The organism is Streptomyces sp. NPDC085900, from assembly GCF_044540925.1.
GTDB classification, from domain to species: Bacteria; Actinomycetota; Actinomycetes; order Streptomycetales; family Streptomycetaceae; genus Streptomyces; species Streptomyces gilvifuscus.
This window is the reverse complement of the sequence record NZ_JBITSP010000004.1, coordinates 416394-438558: the sequence shown is the minus strand read 5'-3', so window position 1 is coordinate 438558 and position 22165 is coordinate 416394. Positions and strand designations below refer to the sequence as shown.

General features: G+C 70.3%; 20 protein-coding genes and 1 riboswitch. Of the genes, 18 read left to right on the top strand and 2 right to left on the bottom strand.

The window, feature by feature from the left end:
* Positions 1 to 84 precede the first annotated feature (84 nt).
* The 15 genes from ACIGDI_RS16095 (at position 85) to ACIGDI_RS16025 (ending at position 15944) form a co-directional block, all read left to right on the top strand.
* A complete protein-coding gene (locus tag ACIGDI_RS16095; protein WP_399896321.1) occupies positions 85 to 1014 on the top strand; it encodes an ABC transporter permease in 930 nt (309 codons plus the stop codon).
* Complete coding sequence (locus ACIGDI_RS16090; protein ID WP_200700133.1) at positions 1007 to 1786, top strand: ABC transporter ATP-binding protein; 780 nt, start codon at positions 1007 to 1009, stop codon at positions 1784 to 1786. The genes ACIGDI_RS16095 and ACIGDI_RS16090 overlap by 8 nt, the downstream gene beginning before the upstream one ends.
* Before the next feature lie 386 nt (positions 1787 to 2172).
* Entirely contained in the window at positions 2173 to 3075 is a 903-nt protein-coding gene (hpnC, locus tag ACIGDI_RS16085) for a squalene synthase HpnC (RefSeq protein WP_399896317.1), read from the top strand.
* Positions 3072 to 4022 carry a presqualene diphosphate synthase HpnD gene (gene hpnD / locus ACIGDI_RS16080; protein ID WP_399896315.1) on the top strand — a complete coding sequence of 317 codons (951 nt, stop codon included), beginning with the start codon at positions 3072 to 3074 and terminating at the stop codon, positions 4020 to 4022. The genes hpnC and hpnD overlap by 4 nt, the downstream gene beginning before the upstream one ends.
* Positions 4022 to 4159 (top strand): DUF6380 family protein, encoded by a 138-nt coding sequence (locus ACIGDI_RS16075; protein ID WP_399896312.1) that lies wholly within the window; start codon positions 4022 to 4024, stop codon positions 4157 to 4159. The genes hpnD and ACIGDI_RS16075 overlap by 1 nt, the downstream gene beginning before the upstream one ends.
* Positions 4156 to 5583 carry a hydroxysqualene dehydroxylase HpnE gene (gene hpnE / locus ACIGDI_RS16070; RefSeq protein WP_399896309.1) on the top strand — a complete coding sequence of 476 codons (1428 nt, stop codon included), beginning with the start codon at positions 4156 to 4158 and terminating at the stop codon, positions 5581 to 5583. The genes ACIGDI_RS16075 and hpnE overlap by 4 nt, the downstream gene beginning before the upstream one ends.
* Before the next feature lie 68 nt (positions 5584 to 5651).
* Entirely contained in the window at positions 5652 to 6716 is a 1065-nt protein-coding gene (locus ACIGDI_RS16065) for a polyprenyl synthetase family protein (protein ID WP_399897634.1), read from the top strand.
* A gap of 119 nt (positions 6717 to 6835) precedes the next feature.
* Entirely contained in the window at positions 6836 to 8827 is a 1992-nt protein-coding gene (shc, locus tag ACIGDI_RS16060) for a squalene--hopene cyclase (protein WP_399896305.1), read from the top strand.
* Complete coding sequence (locus ACIGDI_RS16055) at positions 8827 to 9594, top strand: 1-hydroxy-2-methyl-2-butenyl 4-diphosphate reductase (RefSeq protein ID WP_399896302.1); 768 nt, start codon at positions 8827 to 8829, stop codon at positions 9592 to 9594. The genes shc and ACIGDI_RS16055 overlap by 1 nt, the downstream gene beginning before the upstream one ends.
* Before the next feature lie 5 nt (positions 9595 to 9599).
* Positions 9600 to 10622 (top strand): adenosyl-hopene transferase HpnH, encoded by a 1023-nt coding sequence (gene hpnH, locus ACIGDI_RS16050; protein WP_399896299.1) that lies wholly within the window; start codon positions 9600 to 9602, stop codon positions 10620 to 10622.
* Between the two features lie 4 nt (positions 10623 to 10626).
* The gene (gene ispG / locus ACIGDI_RS16045) at positions 10627 to 11784 is read left to right on the top strand and encodes a flavodoxin-dependent (E)-4-hydroxy-3-methylbut-2-enyl-diphosphate synthase (RefSeq protein ID WP_399896296.1); all 1158 of its coding nucleotides are present in this window, start codon (positions 10627 to 10629) and stop codon (positions 11782 to 11784) included.
* A 27-nt stretch (positions 11785 to 11811) separates the two neighbouring features.
* Positions 11812 to 13746, top strand: a complete 1935-nt coding sequence (dxs, locus tag ACIGDI_RS16040; protein WP_399896293.1) for a 1-deoxy-D-xylulose-5-phosphate synthase — start codon at positions 11812 to 11814, stop codon at positions 13744 to 13746.
* Positions 13743 to 15128 carry an aspartate aminotransferase family protein gene (locus ACIGDI_RS16035; RefSeq protein ID WP_399896290.1) on the top strand — a complete coding sequence of 462 codons (1386 nt, stop codon included), beginning with the start codon at positions 13743 to 13745 and terminating at the stop codon, positions 15126 to 15128. Before dxs ends, ACIGDI_RS16035 begins: the two co-directional genes overlap by 4 nt.
* Before the next feature lie 73 nt (positions 15129 to 15201).
* Entirely contained in the window at positions 15202 to 15822 is a 621-nt protein-coding gene (locus ACIGDI_RS16030) for a helix-turn-helix domain-containing protein (RefSeq protein WP_399896287.1), read from the top strand.
* Positions 15819 to 15944, top strand: a complete 126-nt coding sequence (locus tag ACIGDI_RS16025) for a DUF6126 family protein (protein WP_399896285.1) — start codon at positions 15819 to 15821, stop codon at positions 15942 to 15944. Before ACIGDI_RS16030 ends, ACIGDI_RS16025 begins: the two co-directional genes overlap by 4 nt.
* Before the next feature lie 12 nt (positions 15945 to 15956).
* On the opposite strand, the gene ACIGDI_RS16020 is transcribed toward ACIGDI_RS16025, so the two are convergent.
* A complete protein-coding gene (locus tag ACIGDI_RS16020) occupies positions 15957 to 16754 on the bottom strand; it encodes a tyrosine-protein phosphatase (protein ID WP_399896282.1) in 798 nt (265 codons plus the stop codon).
* 170 nt (positions 16755 to 16924) lie between these two features.
* On the opposite strand from ACIGDI_RS16020, the gene ACIGDI_RS16015 reads away from it, so the two are divergent.
* From ACIGDI_RS16015 to ACIGDI_RS16005, 3 genes are all read left to right on the top strand, one after another.
* A complete protein-coding gene (locus tag ACIGDI_RS16015) occupies positions 16925 to 18997 on the top strand; it encodes an alpha-galactosidase (protein ID WP_399896279.1) in 2073 nt (690 codons plus the stop codon).
* Positions 18998 to 19311: 314 nt separating this feature from the next.
* Positions 19312 to 19469, top strand: a riboswitch (cyclic di-AMP (ydaO/yuaA leader).
* Positions 19470 to 19473: 4 nt separating this feature from the next.
* Positions 19474 to 20409, top strand: a complete 936-nt coding sequence (locus ACIGDI_RS16010; RefSeq protein ID WP_399896277.1) for a peptidoglycan DD-metalloendopeptidase family protein — start codon at positions 19474 to 19476, stop codon at positions 20407 to 20409.
* A 245-nt stretch (positions 20410 to 20654) separates the two neighbouring features.
* Positions 20655 to 21440 carry an SGNH/GDSL hydrolase family protein gene (locus tag ACIGDI_RS16005; protein WP_399897631.1) on the top strand — a complete coding sequence of 262 codons (786 nt, stop codon included), beginning with the start codon at positions 20655 to 20657 and terminating at the stop codon, positions 21438 to 21440.
* 103 nt (positions 21441 to 21543) lie between these two features.
* Here ACIGDI_RS16005 and ACIGDI_RS16000 read toward each other — a convergent pair whose 3' ends face one another.
* Complete coding sequence (locus ACIGDI_RS16000; protein WP_399896274.1) at positions 21544 to 22164, bottom strand: TetR/AcrR family transcriptional regulator; 621 nt, start codon at positions 22162 to 22164, stop codon at positions 21544 to 21546.
* Position 22165 lies beyond the last annotated feature (1 nt).

The following is a 22165-nucleotide window of genomic DNA, read 5'->3' as shown; positions in this document are numbered from 1 at the left end:
GTGACCCCTCGGCCCCACCAAGGGCCCCAGGTTCCATGCCATGCCCGCACAGGCTGCGCATCACGAAGACGAAGGTTTCCACCAGTGAGTGAGACAACGCACGACGGCACGGTCGCGCTGAGCGCGTTCCCGCCGCCCGACGAGGGCCTTACGGCGGCTCAGCTCGCCACCAAGTACGGGCTGACCGTGAGCGGCGCCCGGCCCTCCCTCGTCGAGTACGTCCGCCAGCTCTGGGACCGGCGTCACTTCATCCTCGCCTTCTCGCAGGCGAAGCTGACCGCCCAGTACAGCCAGGCCAAGCTCGGCCAGCTGTGGCAGGTGGCCACACCGCTGCTGAACGCGGCCGTGTACTACTTCATCTTCGGCGTCATCCTGCACGCCAGCCGGGGTCTGCCGCAGGACGTCTACATCCCGTTCCTGGTGACCGGCGTGTTCGTGTTCACGTTCACGCAGAGCTCGATCATGACGGGCGTGCGGGCGATCTCCGGCAACCTCGGCCTGGTGCGCGCCCTGCACTTCCCGCGGGCCTCGCTGCCCATCTCCTTCGCGCTGCAGCAGCTCCAGCAGCTGCTGTTCTCGATGATCGTGCTGTTCGTCATCGTGATCGCGTTCGGCAGCTACCCCGGCCTGTCCTGGCTGCTGATCCTGCCGATCCTGGTGCTGCAGTTCCTCTTCAACACCGGGCTCGCGCTGATCGTGGCCCGCATGGGCTCCAAGACGCCCGACCTCGCCCAGCTGATGCCGTTCATCCTGCGCACCTGGATGTACATGTCGGGCGTCATGTTCTCGATCAACCACATGCTGGCCGGTCGCTCCGAGGCCTTCATCCGCGTGATGCAGCTGAACCCGGCGGCCATCTACATGGACCTGATGCGCTTCGCCCTCATCGACGGCTACGGCGCCTCGAACCTGCCCCCGCACGTGTGGGCCGTCGCCGTGTTCTGGTCCGTCGTGATTTTCGTCGGTGGGTTCGTGTACTTCTGGAAGGCAGAGGAGCGGTACGGCCGTGGCTGAGCAGAACACCGGGGACGCCGTCCCCACCGTCATCGCGGACGAGCTGCACATCGTCTACCGCGTCCACGGCGCGAAGACCGGCAAGGGCAGCGCCACCGCCGCGCTCAGCCGGATCGTCAAGCGGGGCGAGGAGCGGGGCGTGCGCAAGGTGCACGCCGTCAAGGGCGTCTCCTTCATCGCCTACCGCGGCGAGGCCATCGGTCTGATCGGCTCCAACGGCTCCGGCAAGTCGACCCTGCTGCGCGCCATCGCCGGCCTGCTGCCCGCCGAGAGCGGCAAGGTCTACACCAACGGCCAGCCGTCCCTGCTGGGCGTGAACGCGGCCCTGATGAACGACCTGACGGGCGAGCGCAACGTCATCCTGGGCGGCCTCGCCATGGGGATGAGCCGCGAGGAGATCAGGGAGCGCTACCAGTCGATCGTCGACTTCTCCGGCATCAACGAGAAGGGCGACTTCATCACGCTGCCGATGCGCACCTACTCCTCCGGCATGGCGGCCCGGCTGCGCTTCTCCATCGCCGCCGCCAAGGACCACGACGTCCTCATGATCGACGAGGCGCTGGCCACCGGTGACCGCAAGTTCCAGAAGCGCTCCGAGGAACGCATCCGTGAGCTGCGCAAGGAGGCGGGCACGGTGTTTCTGGTCAGTCACAACAACAAGTCGATCCGTGACACCTGCGACCGCGTGCTGTGGCTGGAGCGCGGTGAGCTGCGCATGGACGGGCCGACCGAAGAGGTCCTCAAGGAGTACGAGAAGTTCACGGGCAAGTAGTCCACCCGCGCCTGGACGTAAACGCCAGGACGGATCGCCGGGCCCCGCCGCAACCTCCGCGGCGGGGCCCCGCGTCTGTAAAGGAAACGTCAACTCGGCCATGGCTTAGGAATCTTGACGCCAATCGGTGTGTTGTTGTGATGTGCAGGACACCCCAGGGATCCTCGCTGCGTTGTACAACGTAAGCTGTACCGGTCCCGAAACGCGGCAAGTGGGGCGATAATGCGCGACACCCTCAAGCGGGACAGTCGTGCGGACGGCTGGGCGGCGTGTCCGAAATAGTGTGTATTGGGTCTGCGGTGTAGAACGGGAGATGTGACGGCAATGGCTACGGAAACTCCCCAGCTCCACGCAGCGTGTGCCGTCCCCGCGCCGGGCAGCGAGCGGTGACGGCAGGCGACTCGTCGCGCCCCGGTGATCCGGAGCGCGGCACGCTCGACAAGGCCGCGGGCGAGAACTTCCCCGTGGCGCCTTTCTTCCTGCCCAGGGACTGGCGCGACGACCTCATGGCGGTCTACGGCTTCGCCCGCCTCGTCGACGACATCGGTGACGGCGATCTGGCGCCCGGCGGCGCCGACGCCCGGCTGCTCGGCGTGTCGCCCGCGGAAGCCGAGGACCGGCTGCTCCTCCTGGACGCCTTCGAGGCCGACCTCGACCGGGTCTTCTCCGGGGAGCCCCGCCACCCCCTGCTGCGCCGCCTGCAGCCGACGGTCCGCCGCCGCTCGCTCACGCCCGAGCCCTTCCTCGGCCTGATCGCGGCCAACCGCCAGGACCAGTTGGTCAGCCGCTACGAGACCTACGACGACCTGCTCGCGTACTGCGAACTCTCGGCCAACCCCGTCGGCCGTCTGGTGCTGTCCGTCACCGGCACCTCGACCCCCGAGCGGGTCCGGCTCTCCGACGCGATCTGCACGGCGCTGCAGATCGTCGAACACCTGCAGGACGTCGCCGAGGACCTCGGCCGCGACCGCATCTACCTGCCCGCCGAGGACATGAAACGATTCCATGTTCAGGAGGCGGATCTCGCCACGCCCACCGCGGGCGCATCGGTGCGCGCACTGGTTGCATACGAAGCAGAACGCGCCCGCTCCCTCCTGAATGAAGGCGCCCCCCTGGTGGGTAGCGTCCACGGCAGGTTGAAGCTGCTGCTCGCGGGGTTCGTGGCGGGGGGAAGGGCGGCGGTCCGAGCGATCGCCGCCGCCGAATACGACGTACTTCCCGGCCCTCCCAAGCCCGGCAAGCTCCGGCTGCTGCGCGAGGTGGGCGGGACTCTGCGAGGAGAGGGGTGATCCGGACCGTGGAGTCGGAACAGCACGTGTCCGCACCGGTACTCGCCGCCTACAGCTACTGCGAGGCCGTCACCGGACAGCAGGCCCGTAACTTCGCGTACGGCATCAGGCTGCTGCCGACGCCGAAGCGGCGCGCGATGTCGGCGCTGTACGCGTTCTCGCGGCGCGTGGACGACATCGGCGACGGTGCGCTCGCCGGGGACGTCAAGGCCGCGAGACTCGAGGACACCAGGGCACTGCTGACCCGGGTGCGCGCCGGCGAGGTCGCCGAGGACGACATCGACCCCGTCGCGGTCGCGCTCGCCCACGCCGCCGAGGCCTTCCCGATCCCGCTCGGCGGTCTGGACGAGCTGATCGACGGTGTGCTGATGGACGTCCGTGGCGAGACCTACGAGACCTGGGACGACCTGAAGGTGTACTGCCGCTGTGTCGCGGGCGCCATCGGGCGGCTCTCGCTCGGCGTCTTCGGCACCGAACCGGGAGCGCGCGGCGCCGAGCGCGCGCCCGAGTACGCGGACACCCTGGGCCTCGCGCTGCAGCTCACCAACATCCTCCGGGACATCCGCGAGGACGCCGAGGGCGGACGCACCTACCTGCCCTCCGACGACCTCGCGAAGTTCGGGTGCTCGGCCGGATTCCACGGCCCGACCCCACCGGAGGGCTCCGACTTCGTGGGCCTCGTGCACTTCGAGGTGCGCCGGGCCCGCGCCCTCTTCGCCGAGGGCTACCGGCTGCTGCCCATGCTCGACCGGCGCAGCGGCGCCTGCGTGGCGGCGATGGCCGGCATCTACCGCCGCCTGCTCGACCGCATCGAGCGCGACCCGGAGGCCGTGCTGCGCGGCCGGGTCTCGCTGCCCGGACGGGAGAAGGCCTACGTCGCCGTCCGCGGGCTGTCCGGCCTGGACACCCGGCATGTGACCCGGAGGACCGTCAGGAGGCGCGCCTGATGGACAAAGCGGTCCAAAGTGATTCCAGTGGTGAAAAGCGGCACGCAACCCTCCGGACGAGGACGGCGTCCCTGACTGCGACGGCCCGCCGTGCACGGTTCGACCACGGCGGTCGCGCACGGGAGGACGCACGATGAGCGACGGCACGCAGTCGGGGGGACCGGCCGCCGACATCCCGGGACGGTCCGGGCGGCACGCCGTCGTGATCGGCGGCGGGCTCGCCGGCATCACCGCCGCGCTCGCCCTCGCCGACGCGGGCGTCGACGTCACTCTGGTCGAGGGCAGGCCGAGACTGGGGGGCCTGGCCTTCTCCTTCCAGCGCGGCGACCTGACCGTGGACAACGGCCAGCACGTGTACCTGCGCTGCTGCACCGCCTACCGCTGGTTCCTCGACCGGATCGAGGCGGCCTCGCTGGCGCCGCTGCAGGATCGTCTCGACGTGCCCGTCCTCGACGTCGCGAGGCCCGAGGGCCGGCGGCTGGGCAGACTGCGGCGCGACGCCCTGCCGGTGCCCCTTCATCTGGGGCGCAGCCTGGCGACTTACCCGCATCTCTCGCTCGCCGAGCGGGCCAAAGTGGGCCGTGCCGCGCTCGCGCTCAAGGGCCTCGACCTCGCCGATCCGGACCTGGACTCGCAGGACTTCGGCAGCTGGCTGACCGCGCACGGTCAGTCGGCGCGTGCCGTCGAGGCCCTGTGGGACCTGGTCGGGGTCGCCACCCTCAACGCGGTCGCGGACGACGCCTCGCTGGGGCTCGCCGCGATGGTGTTCAAGACCGGTCTGCTGTCCGACCCGGGCGCGGCCGACATCGGATGGGCCCACGTCCCGCTGGGCGAACTGCACGACCGGCTGGCCCGCAAGGCGCTCGACTCCGCGGGCGTCCGTACCGAGGTCCGTACACGCGTCACCTCCATCCTCACTGACGAAAACGGGCGCTGGAGCGTTCAGGTTCCCGGCGAGCGGCTCACGGCGGACGCCGTCGTGCTCGCCGTACCCCAGCGCGAGGCCCATGACCTGCTGCCCCAGGGCGCGCTCGACGCCCCGGAAAATCTTCTGCGGATCGGCACCGCGCCGATCCTCAACGTGCACGTCGTCTACGACCGCAAGGTGCTCGAGAAGCCGTTCTTCGCGGCCCTCGGCACCCCCGTCCAGTGGGTCTTCGACCGCACCGACGCCTCCGGACTGCGCAAGGGCCAGTACCTCGCGCTCTCCCAGTCGGCGGCGCACGACGAGATCGACGAGCCGGTCGCCGCGCTGCGCGAGCGCTATCTGCCCGAGTTGGAACGGCTCCTTCCCGGTACCCGCGCCGCCGTGGTCGAGGACTTCTTCGTGACCAGGGAGCGCACGGCGACCTTCGCTCCCACCCCCGGCGTCGGACGGCTGCGGCCCGGCGCCCGTACCAAGGCCCCCGGCCTCTACCTGGCCGGAGCGTGGACCGCCACAGGGTGGCCCGCGACCATGGAGAGTGCGGTCCGCAGTGGTGTCAGTGCGGCGGACGCCGCGCTGAGCGCCCTGGGCCGGCCCCGCCCGCAACGTCTCTTCGAGTTCGAGGAGGCGGCCTGATGCTCGATCAGCATGCGGCAGGTCCCCGCACCCCCGGTACCGCAACAAGAGGAGAGACTGTGCCCACTGTGCCCCCGGCCGAGAAGGCCGATCGAGAGACCGCAGTGGACGTGACCGCGCTCCTCGAGCGCGGCCGGACCCTTGCCACACCGGTACTGCGCGCGGCCGTGGACCGCCTGGCCCCTCCCATGGACACCGTCTCCGCCTACCACTTCGGCTGGATCGACGCCGACGGCAGGCCCGCCGACGGCGACGGCGGCAAGGCCGTACGCCCCGCCCTCGCGGTACTGTCCGCCGAGGTCACCGGCGCCGCCCCGGAGGTCGGCATCCCCGGAGCCGTCGCCGTCGAGCTCGTGCACAACTTCTCCCTCCTGCACGACGACCTGATGGACGGCGACGAACAGCGCCGCCACCGCGACACCGTCTGGAAGGTGCACGGCCCCGCCCAGGCGATCCTCGTCGGCGACGCCCTGTTCGCCCTCGCCAACGAGGTCCTCCTCGAACTCGGCTCGGTCGAGGCCGGCCGCGCCACCCGCCGTCTGACCACCGCCACCCGCGCCCTGATCGACGGCCAGGCCCAGGACATCTCCTACGAGCACCGCGACCGCGTCAGCGTCGAGGAGTGCCTGGAGATGGAGGGCAACAAGACCGGCGCCCTGCTCGCCTGCGCCTCCTCCATCGGTGCGGTCCTCGGCGGCGCCGACGACCGCACCGCGGACACGCTGGAGAAGTACGGCTACCACCTCGGCCTCGCCTTCCAGGCCGTGGACGACCTGCTCGGCATCTGGGGCGACCCGGTCTCCACCGGCAAGCAGACCTGGAGCGACCTGCGCCAGCGCAAGAAGTCCCTGCCGGTCGTGGCCGCCCTCGCGGCGGGCGGCCCCGCCTCCGAGCGGCTCGGCGAGATCCTCGCCGCCGACGCCAAGAGCAGCGACTTCGAGAACTTCTCCGAGGAGGAGTTCGCGGCCCGGGCCGCCCTCATCGAGGAGGCGGGCGGCCGCGAGTGGACGGCGCAGGAGGCCCGCCGCCAGCACACCATCGCCATCGAGGCCCTCGACGCCATCGACATGCCCGACCGGGTGCGGGATCGGTTCGCGGCGCTCGCGGACTTCGTCGTCGTACGAAAGAGATGATCATTATCGGTCGAATAGCCCTCGCGTAGTCGCCGGCCGGCGCCGCAGCAGAGGTTCAGGCACCGGCCGACGGCGGACCCACAGCAGCACGACTCGCACGACTGCACGAAGGGGAAGCCATGACAGCGACGACCGACGGAAGCACCGGGGCACTGCCGCCCCGAGCTGCCTCGGCCAGCGAAACACACAGCACCAACCCCGTGGCGGCCGGGGTGCACGACGTCGCCGTGCGCGCGACCCAGCGGGCGACCGACTTCCTGCTGTCCCGGCAGGACGCCCAGGGCTGGTGGAAGGGCGACCTCGAGACCAATGTGACCATGGACGCCGAGGACCTGCTCCTGCGGCAGTTCCTGGGCATCCTCGACGAGGCCACCGCGCACGCCGCCGCCCTGTTCATCCGCGGCGAGCAGCGCGAGGACGGCACCTGGGCCACCTTCTACGGCGGACCCAGCGAACTCTCCACCACCGTCGAGGCCTACGTCGCCCTCCGGCTGGCCGGCGACGAGCCCGACGCCCCGCACATGGCGAAGGCCGCCGCGTGGGTCCGCGAGCAGGGGGGCATCGCCGCCGCCCGGGTGTTCACCCGGATCTGGCTCGCGCTCTTCGGCTGGTGGAAGTGGGAGGACCTGCCCGAACTCCCGCCGGAACTGATCTACTTCCCGAAGTGGATGCCGCTCAACATCTACGACTTCGGGTGCTGGGCGCGGCAGACCATCGTCCCGCTGACGATCGTGTCCGCGAAGCGGCCGGTGCGGCCCGCGCCCTTCCCGCTGGACGAGCTGCACACCGACCCGGCCGACCCCAACCCGCCCAAGCCCCTTGCCCCCGTTGCCAGTTGGGACGGTGCCTTCCAGCGGCTGGACAAGGTCCTGCACCAACTGCGCAAGGCCGTGCCGCGCAGACTGCGCAAGGCCGCCATGAACAGCGCCGCCCGCTGGATCATCGAACGGCAGGAGAACGACGGCTGCTGGGGCGGCATCCAGCCGCCGGCCGTGTACTCGGTCATCGCGCTCTATCTGCTGGGCTACGACCTCGAACACCCCGTGATGCGCGAGGGGCTGGCCTCGCTGGACCGTTTCGCCGTGTGGCGGGAGGACGGGGCCCGGATGATCGAGGCCTGCCAGTCGCCGGTGTGGGACACCTGTCTGGCGATGATCGCGCTCGCCGACGCGGGTGTGCCGGCCGACCATCCGCAGCTGGTCAAGGCCGCGGACTGGATGCTCGGCGAGCAGATCGTCCGGCCCGGCGACTGGTCCGTCAAGCGGCCCGGGCTCCCGCCGGGCGGCTGGGCGTTCGAGTTCCACAACGACAACTACCCCGACATCGACGACACCGCCGAGGTGGTCCTCGCACTGCGCCGGGTCAGGCACCACGACCCCGAGCGGGTGGAGAAGGCCATCGGACGCGGGGTGCGCTGGAACCTCGGGATGCAGTCGAAGAACGGGGCGTGGGGCGCCTTCGACGTCGACAACACCAGCCCGTTCCCCAACCGGCTGCCGTTCTGCGACTTCGGCGAGGTCATCGACCCGCCGTCCGCCGACGTCACCGCCCACGTGGTGGAGATGCTGGCCTTCGAGGGACTCTCCCACGACCCGCGCACCCGGCGCGGCATCGAGTGGCTGCTGGCCGAACAGGAGCCGGACGGCTCGTGGTTCGGGCGCTGGGGCGTCAACTACGTCTACGGCACCGGGTCCGTCGTACCCGCCCTCGTCGCGGCCGGCTTCCCCGGCTCGCACCCGGCGATCCGCAGGGCGGTGACCTGGCTGGAGTCGGTGCAGAACGACGACGGCGGCTGGGGCGAGGACCTGCGCTCCTACAAGGACAGCAAGGAGTGGAGCGGCAAGGGCGCCTCCACCGCCTCGCAGACCGCGTGGGCGCTGATGGCCCTGCTCGCGGCGGGGGAGAAGGACTCCAGGTCCGTCGAGCGGGGCGTCGAGTGGCTCGCCGCCACCCAGCGCGAGGACGGCTCCTGGGACGAGCCCTACTTCACCGGCACCGGCTTCCCCTGGGACTTCTCCATCAACTACCACCTCTACCGGCAGGTCTTCCCGCTGACCGCGCTCGGCCGCTACGTGCACGGAGAACCGTTCTCCACCGGCAAGGGGGGCTGATGAGCACCCAGCCCGCCCCGGCACCGCTGCTGATCGCCTGCGCGCTCGGCATCGAGCACCTCGCCCTGCGCACGAGCGACCGCGGCGTGAGGCGGAGGGGCGCGTCGGTGCCGAGAGGCCGAGCGCGCGGAGGCCCCGACGGAGGAGGGGCTGAGCACGGTCGGGCACTCGACACCGGCTTTCAGCGCCTCGGAGCCGAACCGAACCAGTGGGGCGCCGGCGGGCCGGTCACCGTCCTGCGCACCGGCATGGGGCCCGAGGCGGCCGAGCGGTCCGTCACCCGGGCCCTGGCCGACCCGGCCCTCGCCGGGGCCGCCGTGCTGGCCACCGGGTTCTGCGCGGGGCTCGCGCCGGGGATGCACCCCGGCGACCTGGTCGTCGCCGAGGAGACCCGCGCCCCGGACGGAACCGTTCCGTGCACGGGGACCGACCTGCTCGTCAAGGAGCTCGTGCGCGCCGTACCCGGCCGCACCGTCCACACCGGCCCGCTCACCGGCTCGGACCACGTCGTCCGCGGTCATGAACGGTCGGAGCTGCTCGCCACCGGCGCAGTCGCGGTCGACATGGAGTCCGCGGCGACGCTCCTGAGCGCCGTGCGCGCCGGTGAGCGCCCGGTTGCGGCCGTACGGGTGGTCGTGGACGCTCCTGAACATGAACTCGTCCGTATCGGCACGGTCCGCGGTGGAATATCAGCTTTCCGCGTTCTTCGTTCCGTACTTCCGGCTTTTTTCGAATGGCACCGTAATTTGCTGCTCCCCAGGAGGTGAGCCAGATGGCCATGCCGCTGCGTCAGTCCATCAAGGTCGCTACATACTTGGCCGAACAGAAGCTCCGCAAGCGGGACAAGTTCCCTCTGATCGTGGAGCTGGAACCTCTCTTCGCATGCAACCTGAAGTGCGAGGGCTGCGGCAAGATCCAGCATCCGGCGGGCGTGCTCAAGCAGCGCATGCCGGTCGCGCAGGCCGTGGGGGCGGTGCTGGAGTCGGGTGCCCCGATGGTGTCCATCGCCGGCGGCGAGCCCCTGATGCACCCTCAGATCGATGAGATCGTGCGGCAGTTGGTGGCCAAGAAGAAGTACGTCTTCCTCTGCACCAACGCCATGCTGCTGCGCAAGAAGATGGACAAGTTCAAGCCCTCTCCCTACTTCGCCTTCGCCGTGCACATCGACGGACTGCGCGAGCGGCACGACGAGTCGGTGGCGAAGGAGGGCGTCTTCGACGAGGCCGTCGAGGCGATCAAGGAGGCCAAGCGGCGCGGCTTCCGGGTCACCACCAACTCCACCTTCTTCAACACCGACACCCCGCAGACCGTCATCGAGGTGCTCAACTTCCTCAACGACGACCTCAAGGTCGACGAGATGATGATCTCGCCCGCCTACGCCTACGAGAAGGCGCCCGACCAGGAGCACTTCCTGGGCGTGGAGCAGACCCGCGAGCTGTTCAAGAAGGCCTTCGCGGGCGGCAACCGCCGCAAGTGGCGGCTCAACCACTCCCCGCTGTTCCTCGACTTCCTCGAGGGCAAGGTCGACTTCCCCTGCACCGCCTGGGCCATCCCGAACTACTCGCTCTTCGGCTGGCAGCGCCCCTGCTACCTGATGAGCGACGGGTACGTGCCGACGTACCGCGAGCTGATCGAGGAGACGGACTGGGACAAGTACGGCCGCGGCAAGGACCCTCGCTGCGCCAACTGCATGGCGCACTGCGGCTACGAGCCCACCGCCGTCCTCGCCACCATGGGATCGCTGAAGGAGTCCCTGCGCGCCATGCGCGAGACGGTCTCCGGAAACCGGGAGTGACGTCATGACCGCCGTTTCCCTCGGTGTCCCCGAGGTGCCGGCCCGGCCGATCGCCGAGCGGCGCGTGTCGCGGCAGATCCACGTGGGGCCGGTGGCGGTCGGGGGCGGGGCACCGGTGTCGGTGCAGTCGATGACGACGACCCGTACCTCCGACATCGGCGCCACCCTGCAGCAGATCGCCGAGCTCACCGCGTCCGGCTGCCAGATCGTCCGCGTCGCCTGCCCCACGCAGGACGACGCGGACGCGCTGGCCACCATCGCGCGCAAGTCGCAGATCCCGGTGATCGCGGACATCCACTTCCAGCCGAAGTACGTGTTCGCGGCCATCGAGGCCGGCTGCGCCGCGGTGCGGGTGAACCCGGGCAACATCAAGAAGTTCGACGACCAGGTGAAGGAGATCGCCAAGGCCGCCCGGGACCACGGCACGCCGATCCGGATCGGGGTCAACGCCGGGTCGCTGGACAAGCGGCTGCTGCAGAAGTACGGCAGGGCGACGCCGGAGGCGCTGGTGGAGTCCGCCCTGTGGGAGGCGTCCCTCTTCGAGGAGCACGACTTCCGGGACATCAAGATCTCGGTCAAGCACAACGACCCCGTGGTGATGGTCAACGCCTACCGGCTGCTGGCCGAGCAGTGCGAATACCCGCTGCACCTCGGGGTCACCGAGGCCGGTCCCGCCTTCCAGGGCACGATCAAGTCGGCCGTCGCCTTCGGAGCGCTGCTCTCGCAGGGCATCGGCGACACGATCAGGGTCTCGCTGAGCGCCCCGCCCGCCGAGGAGGTCAAGGTCGGCATCCAGATCCTGGAGTCCCTCGGGCTCCGGCAGCGGCGCCTGGAGATCGTCTCCTGCCCCTCCTGCGGCAGGGCGCAGGTCGACGTCTACAAGCTCGCCGACGAAGTCACGGCCGGCCTGGAGGGGATGGAGGTCCCGTTGCGGGTAGCCGTGATGGGTTGTGTGGTCAACGGCCCCGGTGAGGCGCGGGAGGCGGACCTGGGCGTCGCCTCCGGCAACGGCAAGGGGCAGATCTTCGTCAAGGGCGAGGTCATCAAGACCGTACCCGAGTCGAAGATCGTGGAGACCCTCATCGAGGAGGCGATGAAGATCGCCGAACAGATGGAACAGGACGGTGTCGCTTCGGGGGAGCTGGCCGTCACCGTGAGTTGAACAGCACGGACCGAAGGGGGCCCGAGCGTGACCATTCTGGAGAACATCCGGGGACCACGCGACCTTAAGGCGCTGTCCGAGGCGGAACTTCGCGAACTGTCAGAGGAGATCCGGGAGTTCCTGGTGCACGCGGTCGCCAGGACCGGCGGACACCTCGGGCCCAACCTGGGCGTGGTGGAACTGTCCATCGCGCTCCACCGGGTCTTCGAGTCACCGGTGGACCGCATCGTCTGGGACACCGGCCACCAGAGCTACGTCCACAAGATCCTCACCGGCCGCAAGGACTTCTCCAAGCTGCGCGGCAAGGGCGGCCTGTCCGGCTATCCCTCGCGCGAGGAGTCCGAGCACGACATCGTGGAGAACAGCCACGCCTCCACGGCGCTCGGCTGGGCCGACGGCCTCGCCAAGGCCCGCCAGGTGCAGGGCGAGAAGGGGCATGTCGTCGCCGTGATCGGCGACGGCGCGCTGACCGGCGGCATGGCCTGGGAGGCGCTTAACAACATCGCGGCCGCCAAGGACCGGCCGCTGATCATCGTCGTCAACGACAACGAGCGGTCGTACGCCCCGACCATCGGCGGGCTCGCCAACCACCTCGCCACCCTGCGCACCACCGACTCCTACGAGAAGGTGCTCGCCTGGGGCAAGGACGTCCTGCTGCGCACACCCGTCGTCGGCAACACCATCTACGAGTCCCTGCACGGCGCGAAGAAGGGCTTCAAGGACGCCTTCGCCCCGCAGGGCATGTTCGAGGACCTGGGCCTGAAGTACGTCGGCCCGATCGACGGACACGACATCGGGGCCGTCGAGTCGGCGCTGCGGCGCGCGAAACGCTTCCACGGCCCGGTCCTCGTCCACTGCCTCACCGAGAAGGGCCGCGGCTACGAGCCGGCTCTGGCCCACGAGGAGGACCACTTCCACACCGTCGGCGTGATGGACCCGCTCACCTGCGAGCCCCTCGCGCCCTCCAACGGCCCCTCCTGGACGTCGGTGTTCGGCGACGAGATCGTCAGGATCGGCGAGGAGCGGGAGGACGTCGTCGCGATCACGGCGGCGATGCTGCACCCGGTGGGGCTCGGCAAGTTCGCCGCGAAGTTCCCGGACCGGGTGTGGGACGTGGGCATCGCCGAGCAGCACGCCGCGGTGAGCGCGGCGGGGCTCGCCACCGGCGGGCTGCACCCCGTCGTCGCCGTCTACGCCACCTTCCTCAACCGCGCCTTCGACCAGCTCCTGATGGACGTCGCCCTGCACCGCTGCGGAGTCACCTTCGTGCTGGACCGTGCCGGCGTGACGGGCGTCGACGGGCCCTCCCACAACGGCATGTGGGACATGTCGATCCTCCAGGTCGTGCCGGGGCTCAGGATCGCCGCGCCACGCGACGCCGACCAGCTGCGGGCGCAGCTGCGCGAGGCGGTCGCCGTGGACGACGCACCGACCCTGGTCCGCTTCCCGAAGGAGTCCGTCGGCCCGGAGATCCCGGCGGTCGACCGAGTCGGCGGCCTCGACGTCCTGCACCGCGGCCCCGGCACGCCGGACGTGCTGATGGTCGCCGTCGGGGTGATGGCGCCCGTCTGCCTGCAGGCCGCCGAGCTGCTCGAGGCGCGCGGGATCTCCTGCACCGTGGTCGACCCCCGGTGGGTCAAGCCCGTCGACCCGGCGCTCCCGGGCCTCGCCGCGGAACACCGGCTGGTGGCCGTCGTCGAGGACAACAGCCGCTCGGCCGGTGTGGGCTCGGCTGTTGCGCTGGCCCTCGGCGACGCCGAAGTCGACGTGCCCGTACGGCGGTTCGGCATCCCGGAGCAGTTCCTCGCGCACGCCAAGCGCGGGGAGGTGCTGGCCGACATCGGACTCACGCCGGTCGAGGTGGCCGGGCGGATCAGCGCGAGCCTGGCCGTCAAGGAGGCCGAGGACACCCTGGCCGTCAAGGAACAGGTGAAAGGCACCGTCAAGGAGAGGGCTGAATGACCAAGGAGTTCGACCTCGGGGCGCTCCTGTCCGAGCGCGGAGCCGAACGCTACGAGCTGCACGGGAAGTACCTCAACCACCAGCTCCCGCGCATGCTGCACACCATCGGCTTCGACAAGGTCTACGAGCGCGCCGAGGGCGCCCACTTCTGGGACGCGGACGGCAACGACTACCTGGACATGCTCGCCGGGTTCGGGGTGATGGGCCTGGGCCGCCACCACCCGGTCGTCCGCAAGGCGCTGCACGACGTCCTCGACGCCTCGCTCGCCGACCTCACCCGCTTCGACTGCCAGCCGCTGCCCGGACTGCTGGCCGAGAAGCTGCTGACGTACAGCCCGCACCTGGACCGGGTGTTCTTCGGCAACAGCGGTACGGAGGCCGTCGAGACGGCGCTGAAGTTCGCCCGCTACGCCACCGGCAGGCCGCGCGTGCTGTACTGCGACCACGCCTTCCACGGCCTGACCACGGGCTCGCTGTCCGTCAACGGCGAGTCCGGCTTCCGGGACGGCTTCGCCCCGCTGCTGCCGGACACCGCCGTCCCGCTCGGCGACCTCGACGCCCTGGCACGGGAGTTGAACAAGGGGGACGTCGCCGCCCTGATCGTGGAGCCGATCCAGGGCAAGGGCGTGCACGAGGCCCCGCCCGGCTATCTGCGCGCCGCCCAGGAACTGCTGCGCAGGCACAAGGCGCTGCTCATCGCCGACGAGGTGCAGACGGGCCTCGGCCGCACCGGTGACTTCTACGCCTTCCAGCACGAGGAGGGCGTGGAGCCCGACCTGGTGTGCGTGGCCAAGGCGCTGTCGGGTGGCTACGTCCCGGTCGGCGCCACCCTCGGCAAGGACTGGATCTTCAAGAAGGTCTACTCGTCGATGGACCGGGTGCTCGTCCACTCGGCGAGCTTCGGTTCCAACGCCCAGGCCATGGCGGCGGGGCTCGCCGTGCTGTCCGTCATGGAGAACGAGCAGATCGTGGCGAACGCCCGGGCGACCGGGGAGCAGCTGAAGTCCCGGCTCGCGGCGCTCGTCGACAAGTACGAGCTGCTCGCCGACGTCCGCGGCCGCGGACTGATGATCGGCATCGAGTTCGGCAGGCCCAAGTCGCTGAAGCTGCGCAGCCGCTGGACGATGCTGCAGGCCGCGCGCAAGGGCCTGTTCGCGCAGATGGTCGTCGTACCGCTGCTGCAGCGGCACCGGATCCTCACCCAGGTCTCCGGCGACCACCTCGAAGTGATCAAGCTGATCCCGCCGTTGATCATCGGCGAGCGGGACGTGGACCGGTTCGTGGACGCCTTCACCGCCGTGATGGACGACGCGCACAGCGGCGGCGGACTGATGTGGGACTTCGGCAAGACGCTCGTGAAGCAGGCGGTCGCCAACCGGTGAGCCGCCCCGCCGCGGTCTTTGCCTCTGAGGCAAGAAATTTGCCGCAGAGGCAAAGTCGCGGCTGAATGGAGGTATGAGCTCTCCGGAAGAGTCCGAGCCGCTCCCCGGACCGGACCTGCCCGCCGTCGCGCCCCAGCTGCGCGCCCTGCGCCGACGTGCCGCCCTCACGCTGGAGGCCGCGGCGCGCGCCGCCGGGCTCTCGCCGGCCCATCTGTCCCGGCTGGAGACCGGGCAGCGCCAGCCCTCGCTGCCGATGCTGCTCGCCCTCGCCCGTATCTACGGTACGACCGTCTCGGAACTGCTCGGCGAGCGGGTCGCCGACCGGGACGCCGTCGTGCGCGGTACCGACATGGAACCGACGCAGGCGGGCGGCTGGACCTACTGGCAGGCCGGCTCGCCCGGCCGTGGCATGCAGGCCCTGCGCGTCCGCGTACCGCACGGCTCGCAGGGCGACATCGTGCGCGTGCATCCCGGCGAGGAGTGGCTGTACGTCCTCAGCGGCCGGCTGCGGCTGCGCCTCGGTGACACCACGCACCGGCTCGCCCCCGGCGACAGCGCGCACTTCGACTCGCTCACCCCGCACCGCATCGCCGCGCAGGACCCCGACGGTGTCGAGCTCCTGTTCGTCCACACCCTGCTGCAGAGTCCGACGGCCACCCTGTGCCTCGGCCCCACCTATGGAGAGATGCCATGAGCAAGACCGACATGGAGGAGAAGTTCCCTCGCGGCCTGTGGGTCAGGCTGATCATCTACATCGCCGTCGGACACCTGTTCGCGGCCTTCATCTACCTGCTGTTCGCGGTGGGGGCGAAGTAGCCCGGATGCCCGTCAGTCGAGCAGCCGCCCGCGCAGCCGCTCACGGATCTCCGGTGTGACCCCGAGCCCCTGCTCCAGATACGCCTCGACCCCGCCCCACGTCTCCTCGATGGTCTCGAAGGCCGCCGCCAGATACTCCGCGCGCGCCTCGAACAGGGGGCTGAGCAGCTCCATGACCTCGGGGGAGTAGCCGGCGGAGGAGCTGCTGCTGCGGTGCACCTTGTAGCGGCGGTGCTTGGCGTTGGACTCCAGGTAGTCCGCGACGACGGCCTCCCGCTCGACGCCCAGGGCGAGCAGCGTGACGGCTATGGACAGGCCCGCGCGGTCCTTGCCCGCCGCACAGTGCATGAGCGCCGGCACGCTGTCCTCGGCGAGCGAGCGCAGCACGCGCGTGTGCTCGGCGGTGCGCTCCCTGATGATCGTGCGGTACGAGGTGATCATGCGGCCCGCGGCCTTGCCGTCGCCGAGGACCTCGCGCAGCTGCTCGATCTCGCCGTCCCGCACCATCTTCCAGAAGCCGACGCCGTCCGCCGGGTCGGACAGCGGCAGGTTCACATTGCGCACGCCCGGCAGCTCGACGTCCGGCCCCTCCAGCTTCTGGTCCGCGGCGTTGCGGAAGTCGAAGATCGTGTGCAGCCCCAGCGAGGAGAGGAACGCGGCGTCCTCCCCGGTCGCGTGCGCCAGGTGCCCGCTGCGGAACAGCACCCCGTGGCGCACCCGCCGCCCGTCCACCGTCGGCAGCCCGCCCACGTCGCGGAAGTTGCGCACCCCGGCCAGCTCCGGCTCGGTCGACGGGATCTGCTGCGTCACGGGGGCTCCTCCCAGTCGGCCCCGCCGACTCGGCTCGACGACGGGCACCGTGTCGACGATACGACATGCATTCCTTGGGCAATGAGTTGTCCACAGGCGTTGCCGTCGGCCCCCACCGGCACTGATGATGTTGCTGCTTGATCGCACCTGTTCGAATATGTGAGGGCTTGATGCTGGAGATCTCCGAGAACGGCCGTACCTGGCTCCTGACCGGGCCGACCAGCGGTTACGCGATCCATCTCACCGAGGACGACGAGCTCCTGCACCTGCACTGGGGCCCCCGGATCGCCCTCGCCGACGCCGAGGCCCTCGCCGTACGCCCGCTGCCGGACTACCGCCCCTTCGAGTCCCCGCTCGACGGCCGTGAGGAGTACCCGGTCGAGGGCGGCCCGCGGTTCGTGAGGCCCGCCCTGTCCGTGCGCTCCGAGGAGCGGCGCGGCACCGAGTGGCGCTTCGAGACGTACGAGGCGGAGGGCGACCACCTCCGGCTGAGGTTCCGCGACGGCGGGCTCGCGATCACCCTGCACCACCGGATGCGGCACGACGTCGTCGAGCGCTGGGTGACCCTCGACAACGAGGGCCCGGGCGCCCTGGAGCTGCTGCGCGCGGACGCCGCCACCTGGACCCTCCCCGACCGCGACGGCTGGCGGCTGTCCCAGCTGCACGGCCGCTGGGCCGCGGAGTCCCGGCTCACGAGTTCGCCGCTCACCTACGGTGAGAAGGTCATCGGCAGCCGCCGCGGGCACACCGGGCACCAGCACCTGCCCTGGGTCGCCCTCGACACCGACGCCACCGAGGAGCGCGGCGAGGTCTACGGCTGCGCCCTGGGCTGGTCCGGTTCCTGGCGCATCGCGGTGGCCCAACTCCCGGACGCGCGCGTGCAGATCACCGGCGGCGCGGGCTACGACGACTCCGGACTGCTGAGCCTGGCGGCGGGGGAGTCGTACACCACCCCCGTCTTCGCCGGGCTGTGGAGCGACGGCGGCTTCGGCGGGGCGAGCCGGGCCTGGCACGCCTACCAACGCGCGTACGTCGTCCCGGACGCGGACCAGGACCGCCCCGTGCTGTTCAACTCCTGGGAGGCCACGGAGTTCGACATCTCCGAGGAACAGCAGAGCGCCCTCGCACGGCGGGCCGCGGCGATCGGCGTGGAGCTGTTCGTCGTCGACGACGGCTGGTTCGGCAAGCGCACCAGCGACCGGGCCGGGCTCGGCGACTGGACACCCAACCCCGACCGCTTCCCCAAGGGCCTGGCCCCACTCGCCGACTATGTGCACGCGCTCGGCATGCAGTTCGGCATCTGGGTCGAGCCCGAGATGGTCAATCCGGACAGCGACCTGTATCGCGCCCACTCCGACTGGGTCCAGTTCCAGCCCGGACGCAGGCGGACGGAGCTGCGCAACCAGCTCGTACTGAACCTGGCCCGCGAGGACGTCCAGGAGTACCTCTGGGAGCGGCTCGACGCACTGCTGTCCAGCGCTCAGATCGACTACGTGAAGTGGGACTTCAACCGTTGCTTCACGGACGCCGGCTGGCCCGGTGACGCCTACCCGCAGCGCCTCTGGGTCGACCACGTCCACACCCTCTACGCCTTGCTGGACCGGCTGCGGGCGGCCCACCCCGGTGTCGTCTTCGAGTCCTGCTCGGGCGGTGGCGGACGGATCGACCTCGGGATCATGAGCCGTACGGACCAGGTGTGGACCTCCGACAACACCGATCCGCTCGACCGGCTCGCCATCCAGCACGGCTTCAGCCAGATCCACCCCGCGCGCGTGATGGCCGCCTGGGTCACCGACAGCCCCAACACCCAGCTCAACGGGCGCGTCAGCTCGCTGCGCTTCCGGTTCGTCAGTGCCATGGCCGGAGTGCTCGGGGTGGGCGGGGACCTCACGCAGTGGACCGAGGAGGAGCTGGCCGAGGCCCGCGACTGGGTGAGCCTCTACAAGGAGATCCGGCCGCTCGTCCAGCACGGCGAGCTCCACCGCCTCAGGCCGCCGACGGGCGGGCTGAGCGCCGTGCAGTACGCGCGCGGGGACCAGAGCGTCGTCCTCGCCTGGCTGCAGGCACAGAGCTACGGCGAGCCCGTGCCGGCCCTGCGGCTGCGTGCCCTCGACCCGACAGCGTCGTACGAATGCCTCGAAACGGGCGAAGTGCATCGAGGTGCCGTATTGCTGCATCACGGTCTGCATACCGGACTTCGGGGCGACCTCGATGCGGCAGTTCTCCGCCTGCGCCGCATCTGACTCTTCTGTCCGAATTGCTGCGTTGATTGGGCTTCATTCCAACTCGCGCTGTGACAAGGGAAGCTGGAGCAGCGTCACGTGAGCAGCGTCATAGCCGTGACGGTGCGTACCTCGTCATGCTCACGTAATCAATCTGTCTTTCCTGCGGATTGAAGAGTGGGACGAAGCGGAAATTCACGGAGAGTGACCGTGGATTTCCGCAGAGGATCAAGGGAAACGGATTCACGGGGAACCGTCGCTTGTCCCTTCGCGTCCTCGTCGCTTACGTTCCACACCAATCCGGACGGACGCCCAATCCTGCCGCCGCCCGGAGCCCGCACCAATCACCCGTGTACGGCAGGAGCGGGGGACCCACAGGTACAACGCCTGTTCCGGTCTCCGGAACGGCTAGGGGTACAGCCGCGACCAGCGCGCGGCCGGGCATCTCCAGCCCGCACCCGACAGCTCACCTCGCAGGCGCCGGAGAGGAATTCGCCATGCCCGCGAAGGGTAAGCACCGTCGTCCGAAGTCCCAGCGCTTCACTCGCTCCATCGCCGTCGCCGGAACCGGCGGCGCCGCGCTCGCCCTCCCGCTGATGGGTGCCACGGGTGCCCACGCGGCCACCGCCCAGTCCGCTTCCCAGTCGGTTTCGGAAAAGGCCGTTCAGTCCCTTCCGAATACCGTGAAGAAGGCGACCGAAAAGAAGAACTCCGCCTCCGAAAAGGCGGTGCACGTCTATTCGGTCCGGTCCGGTGACTACCTTTCGAAGATCGCCGAGGAGCAGCACGTCAGCGGTGGCTGGCACAAGCTCTACGCCGACAACCGCACCGTCGTCGGCGACGACCCGTCGCTCATCCACCCCGGTCTGAAGCTCACGATCGGCAAGAAGGCCGCGACGAGCGCCCACAGGTCCTCCACGGCCAAGTCCTCGTCCTCGCAGGGTTCGACCTCGTCGAAGGAGCGCTCGTCCTCCTCCGGTGAGGGCACCACCCGCAGCGCTGCCGCGACCACCGCCTCCGCCACGGGCTTCCAGCTCCCCGTCTCCGGCGCCACCGTCGGCACCGGCTACCGCGTGGCCGGCAGCATGTGGTCCAGCGGCTACCACACCGGCGTCGACTTCGTCGTCCCCACCGGTACCCCCCTCAAGGCCGTGGGCGCGGGCACCGTCGTCTCCGCCGGCTGGGGCGGCGCGTACGGCAACCAGGTCGTCATCAGGCTCGCCGACGGCTACTACGCCCAGTACGGGCACCTCTCGCAGCTCTCCGTCTCGGCCGGCCAGAGCGTGAGCGCGGGCCAGCAGGTCGGCCTCTCCGGCGCTACGGGCAATGTCACCGGCCCGCACCTGCACTTCGAGATCCGGACCACGCCGAACTACGGCTCCGACGTGGACCCGGTCGCCTACCTCCGCTCCAAGGGCGTCGCCGTCGGCTGACCCCCCGCCGCCACGCCGCCTGACACGCTGCCGAAGGCCGGACCTCGATCCCCGGGTCCGGCCTTCGGTGTGTCCGACTGTTGACCCAGCAACAGCGCACATCGAGGGGTTATTCCGACCTTGGTCAACACTTTGCGAGTGGCTTATCTCACCGACCGTCAAGCCCTGCCTACGGTCGCGTAGGTCACATTCGAAGGTGAATCATGACGGCTGTGGCAGACGATTCGAAGAGTGACAGCAGATCAGTGATCGGGTCGTACGTCGCGGTGGGGGACAGCTTCACCGAGGGCGTCGGCGACCCCGGCCCCGACGGGGCCTTCGTCGGCTGGGCGGACCGCTTCGCGGTACTCCTCGCCGACCGGCGTCCCGAGGGCGACTTCAGGTACACGAACCTCGCGGTGCGCGGCAAACTGCTCGACCAGATCGTTGCGGACCAGCTCCCGCAGGCCGTCGAGCTGGCCCCGGACCTGGTCTCCTTCTGCGCGGGCGGCAACGACATCATCCGGCCGGGCACCGACCCCGACGAGGTGGCCGAGCGCTTCGAGCGCGCGATCATCCGGCTCACGCAGGTCGCCGGCACCGTCATGGTGACGACCGGGTTCGACACCCGTGGCGTGCCCGTGCTGAAGCACCTGCGCGGCAAGATCGCCACCTACAACGGGCATGTGCGGGCCATCGCCGACCGGTACGGCTGCCCCGTGCTCGACCTGTGGTCGCTGAAGTCGGTTCAGGACCGCAGGGCGTGGGACGGCGACCGGCTCCACCTCTCGCCCGAGGGCCACACGCGCGTGGCGCTGCGCGCCGGACAGGTCCTCGGCCTGGAGATCCCGGCCGACCCCGACCAGCCCTGGCCGCCGCTGCCGCCGCGCGGCACGCTGGAGGTACGGCGGGACGACGTGCAGTGGGCGCGCGAGTACCTGGTGCCGTGGATCGGGCGCCGACTGCGCGGCGAGTCGTCCGGCGACCACGTCACGGCGAAGGGCGCGCTGTCACCCGAGGACATCCGGACACGGATCGCCGCCGTCGCGTGACGGTTGACTGGGTGGGGCCTCCTGGTGCGAACCGGGGGGCCTCATTCTGTGACTGGGCGAACCCGAGAGGGCCCAGGTCTGTGATGGTCCCTACTTGCAGAGCTCATGTCTGCGAAGCGGTCAACGCCGCTCGGTCCAGACCCAGTTCGCGCGCCAGTGCCTCGTCCACCCACTCCTGCGCCCGGGCCCGTGAGACCGCTCCGGCGTACGAGGTCAGCTGGACCGCCAGCCCGTCCAGCAGGGCCGTCAGGCGCAGGGCCGTACCGAAGGGGTCGGGGCAGTGGAACTCGCCCGCGGCCACGCCCTCCGCGATGACCTCGGCGAGCGCCGCCTTCCACCGTTTGTCGAGGTCCCGCGCCACCTCCCGCAACGCGGGCTCGCGCAGCGCCGCCGCCCAGCCCTCGATCCACAGCCGCCAGCCCTTGGCCTGGCCGGTCGGCGCGTACCAGCGCACGGCGGCGCGCAGTCGCCGTAGCGCCGTGGTGCGACGGCCGAGCAGCTTGCGCAGATGGGCCAGGTCGTCCTCGGCGGCGTAGGTGAACGCGGCGGCGACCAGCTTCTCCTTCGTCGAGAAGTGGTACAGCACCAGGGCGTTGCTGACGCCGAGGGCCGACGCCACGTCGGCGATCCTGACCGCCGCCACGCCCCGCGCCTCGATCTGCTGGATGGCCGCCCGCAGCAGTTCCTCACGCCGCTCGGCCACGCTCAACCGCACTCTCGCCACG

Bases quoted from the DNA above. Each gene is read 5' to 3' on its own strand.
- ACIGDI_RS16055 (WP_399896302.1), top strand. From the start codon at position 8,827: ATGAGCACCCAGCCCGCCCCGGCACCGCTGCTGATCGCCTGCGCGCTC.
- hpnH (WP_399896299.1), top strand. From the start codon at position 9,600: ATGGCCATGCCGCTGCGTCAGTCCATCAAGGTCGCTACATACTTGGCC.
- ACIGDI_RS16010 (WP_399896277.1), top strand. From the start codon at position 19,474: ATGCCCGCGAAGGGTAAGCACCGTCGTCCGAAGTCCCAGCGCTTCACT.
- hpnE (WP_399896309.1), top strand. From the start codon at position 4,156: ATGAGCGACGGCACGCAGTCGGGGGGACCGGCCGCCGACATCCCGGGA.
- ACIGDI_RS16035 (WP_399896290.1), top strand. From the start codon at position 13,743: ATGACCAAGGAGTTCGACCTCGGGGCGCTCCTGTCCGAGCGCGGAGCC.
- ACIGDI_RS16015 (WP_399896279.1), top strand. From the start codon at position 16,925: ATGCTGGAGATCTCCGAGAACGGCCGTACCTGGCTCCTGACCGGGCCG.
- shc (WP_399896305.1), top strand. From the start codon at position 6,836: ATGACAGCGACGACCGACGGAAGCACCGGGGCACTGCCGCCCCGAGCT.
- ACIGDI_RS16075 (WP_399896312.1), top strand. From the start codon at position 4,022: ATGGACAAAGCGGTCCAAAGTGATTCCAGTGGTGAAAAGCGGCACGCA.
- ispG (WP_399896296.1), top strand. From the start codon at position 10,627: ATGACCGCCGTTTCCCTCGGTGTCCCCGAGGTGCCGGCCCGGCCGATC.
- ACIGDI_RS16030 (WP_399896287.1), top strand. From the start codon at position 15,202: ATGAGCTCTCCGGAAGAGTCCGAGCCGCTCCCCGGACCGGACCTGCCC.
- ACIGDI_RS16025 (WP_399896285.1), top strand. From the start codon at position 15,819: ATGAGCAAGACCGACATGGAGGAGAAGTTCCCTCGCGGCCTGTGGGTC.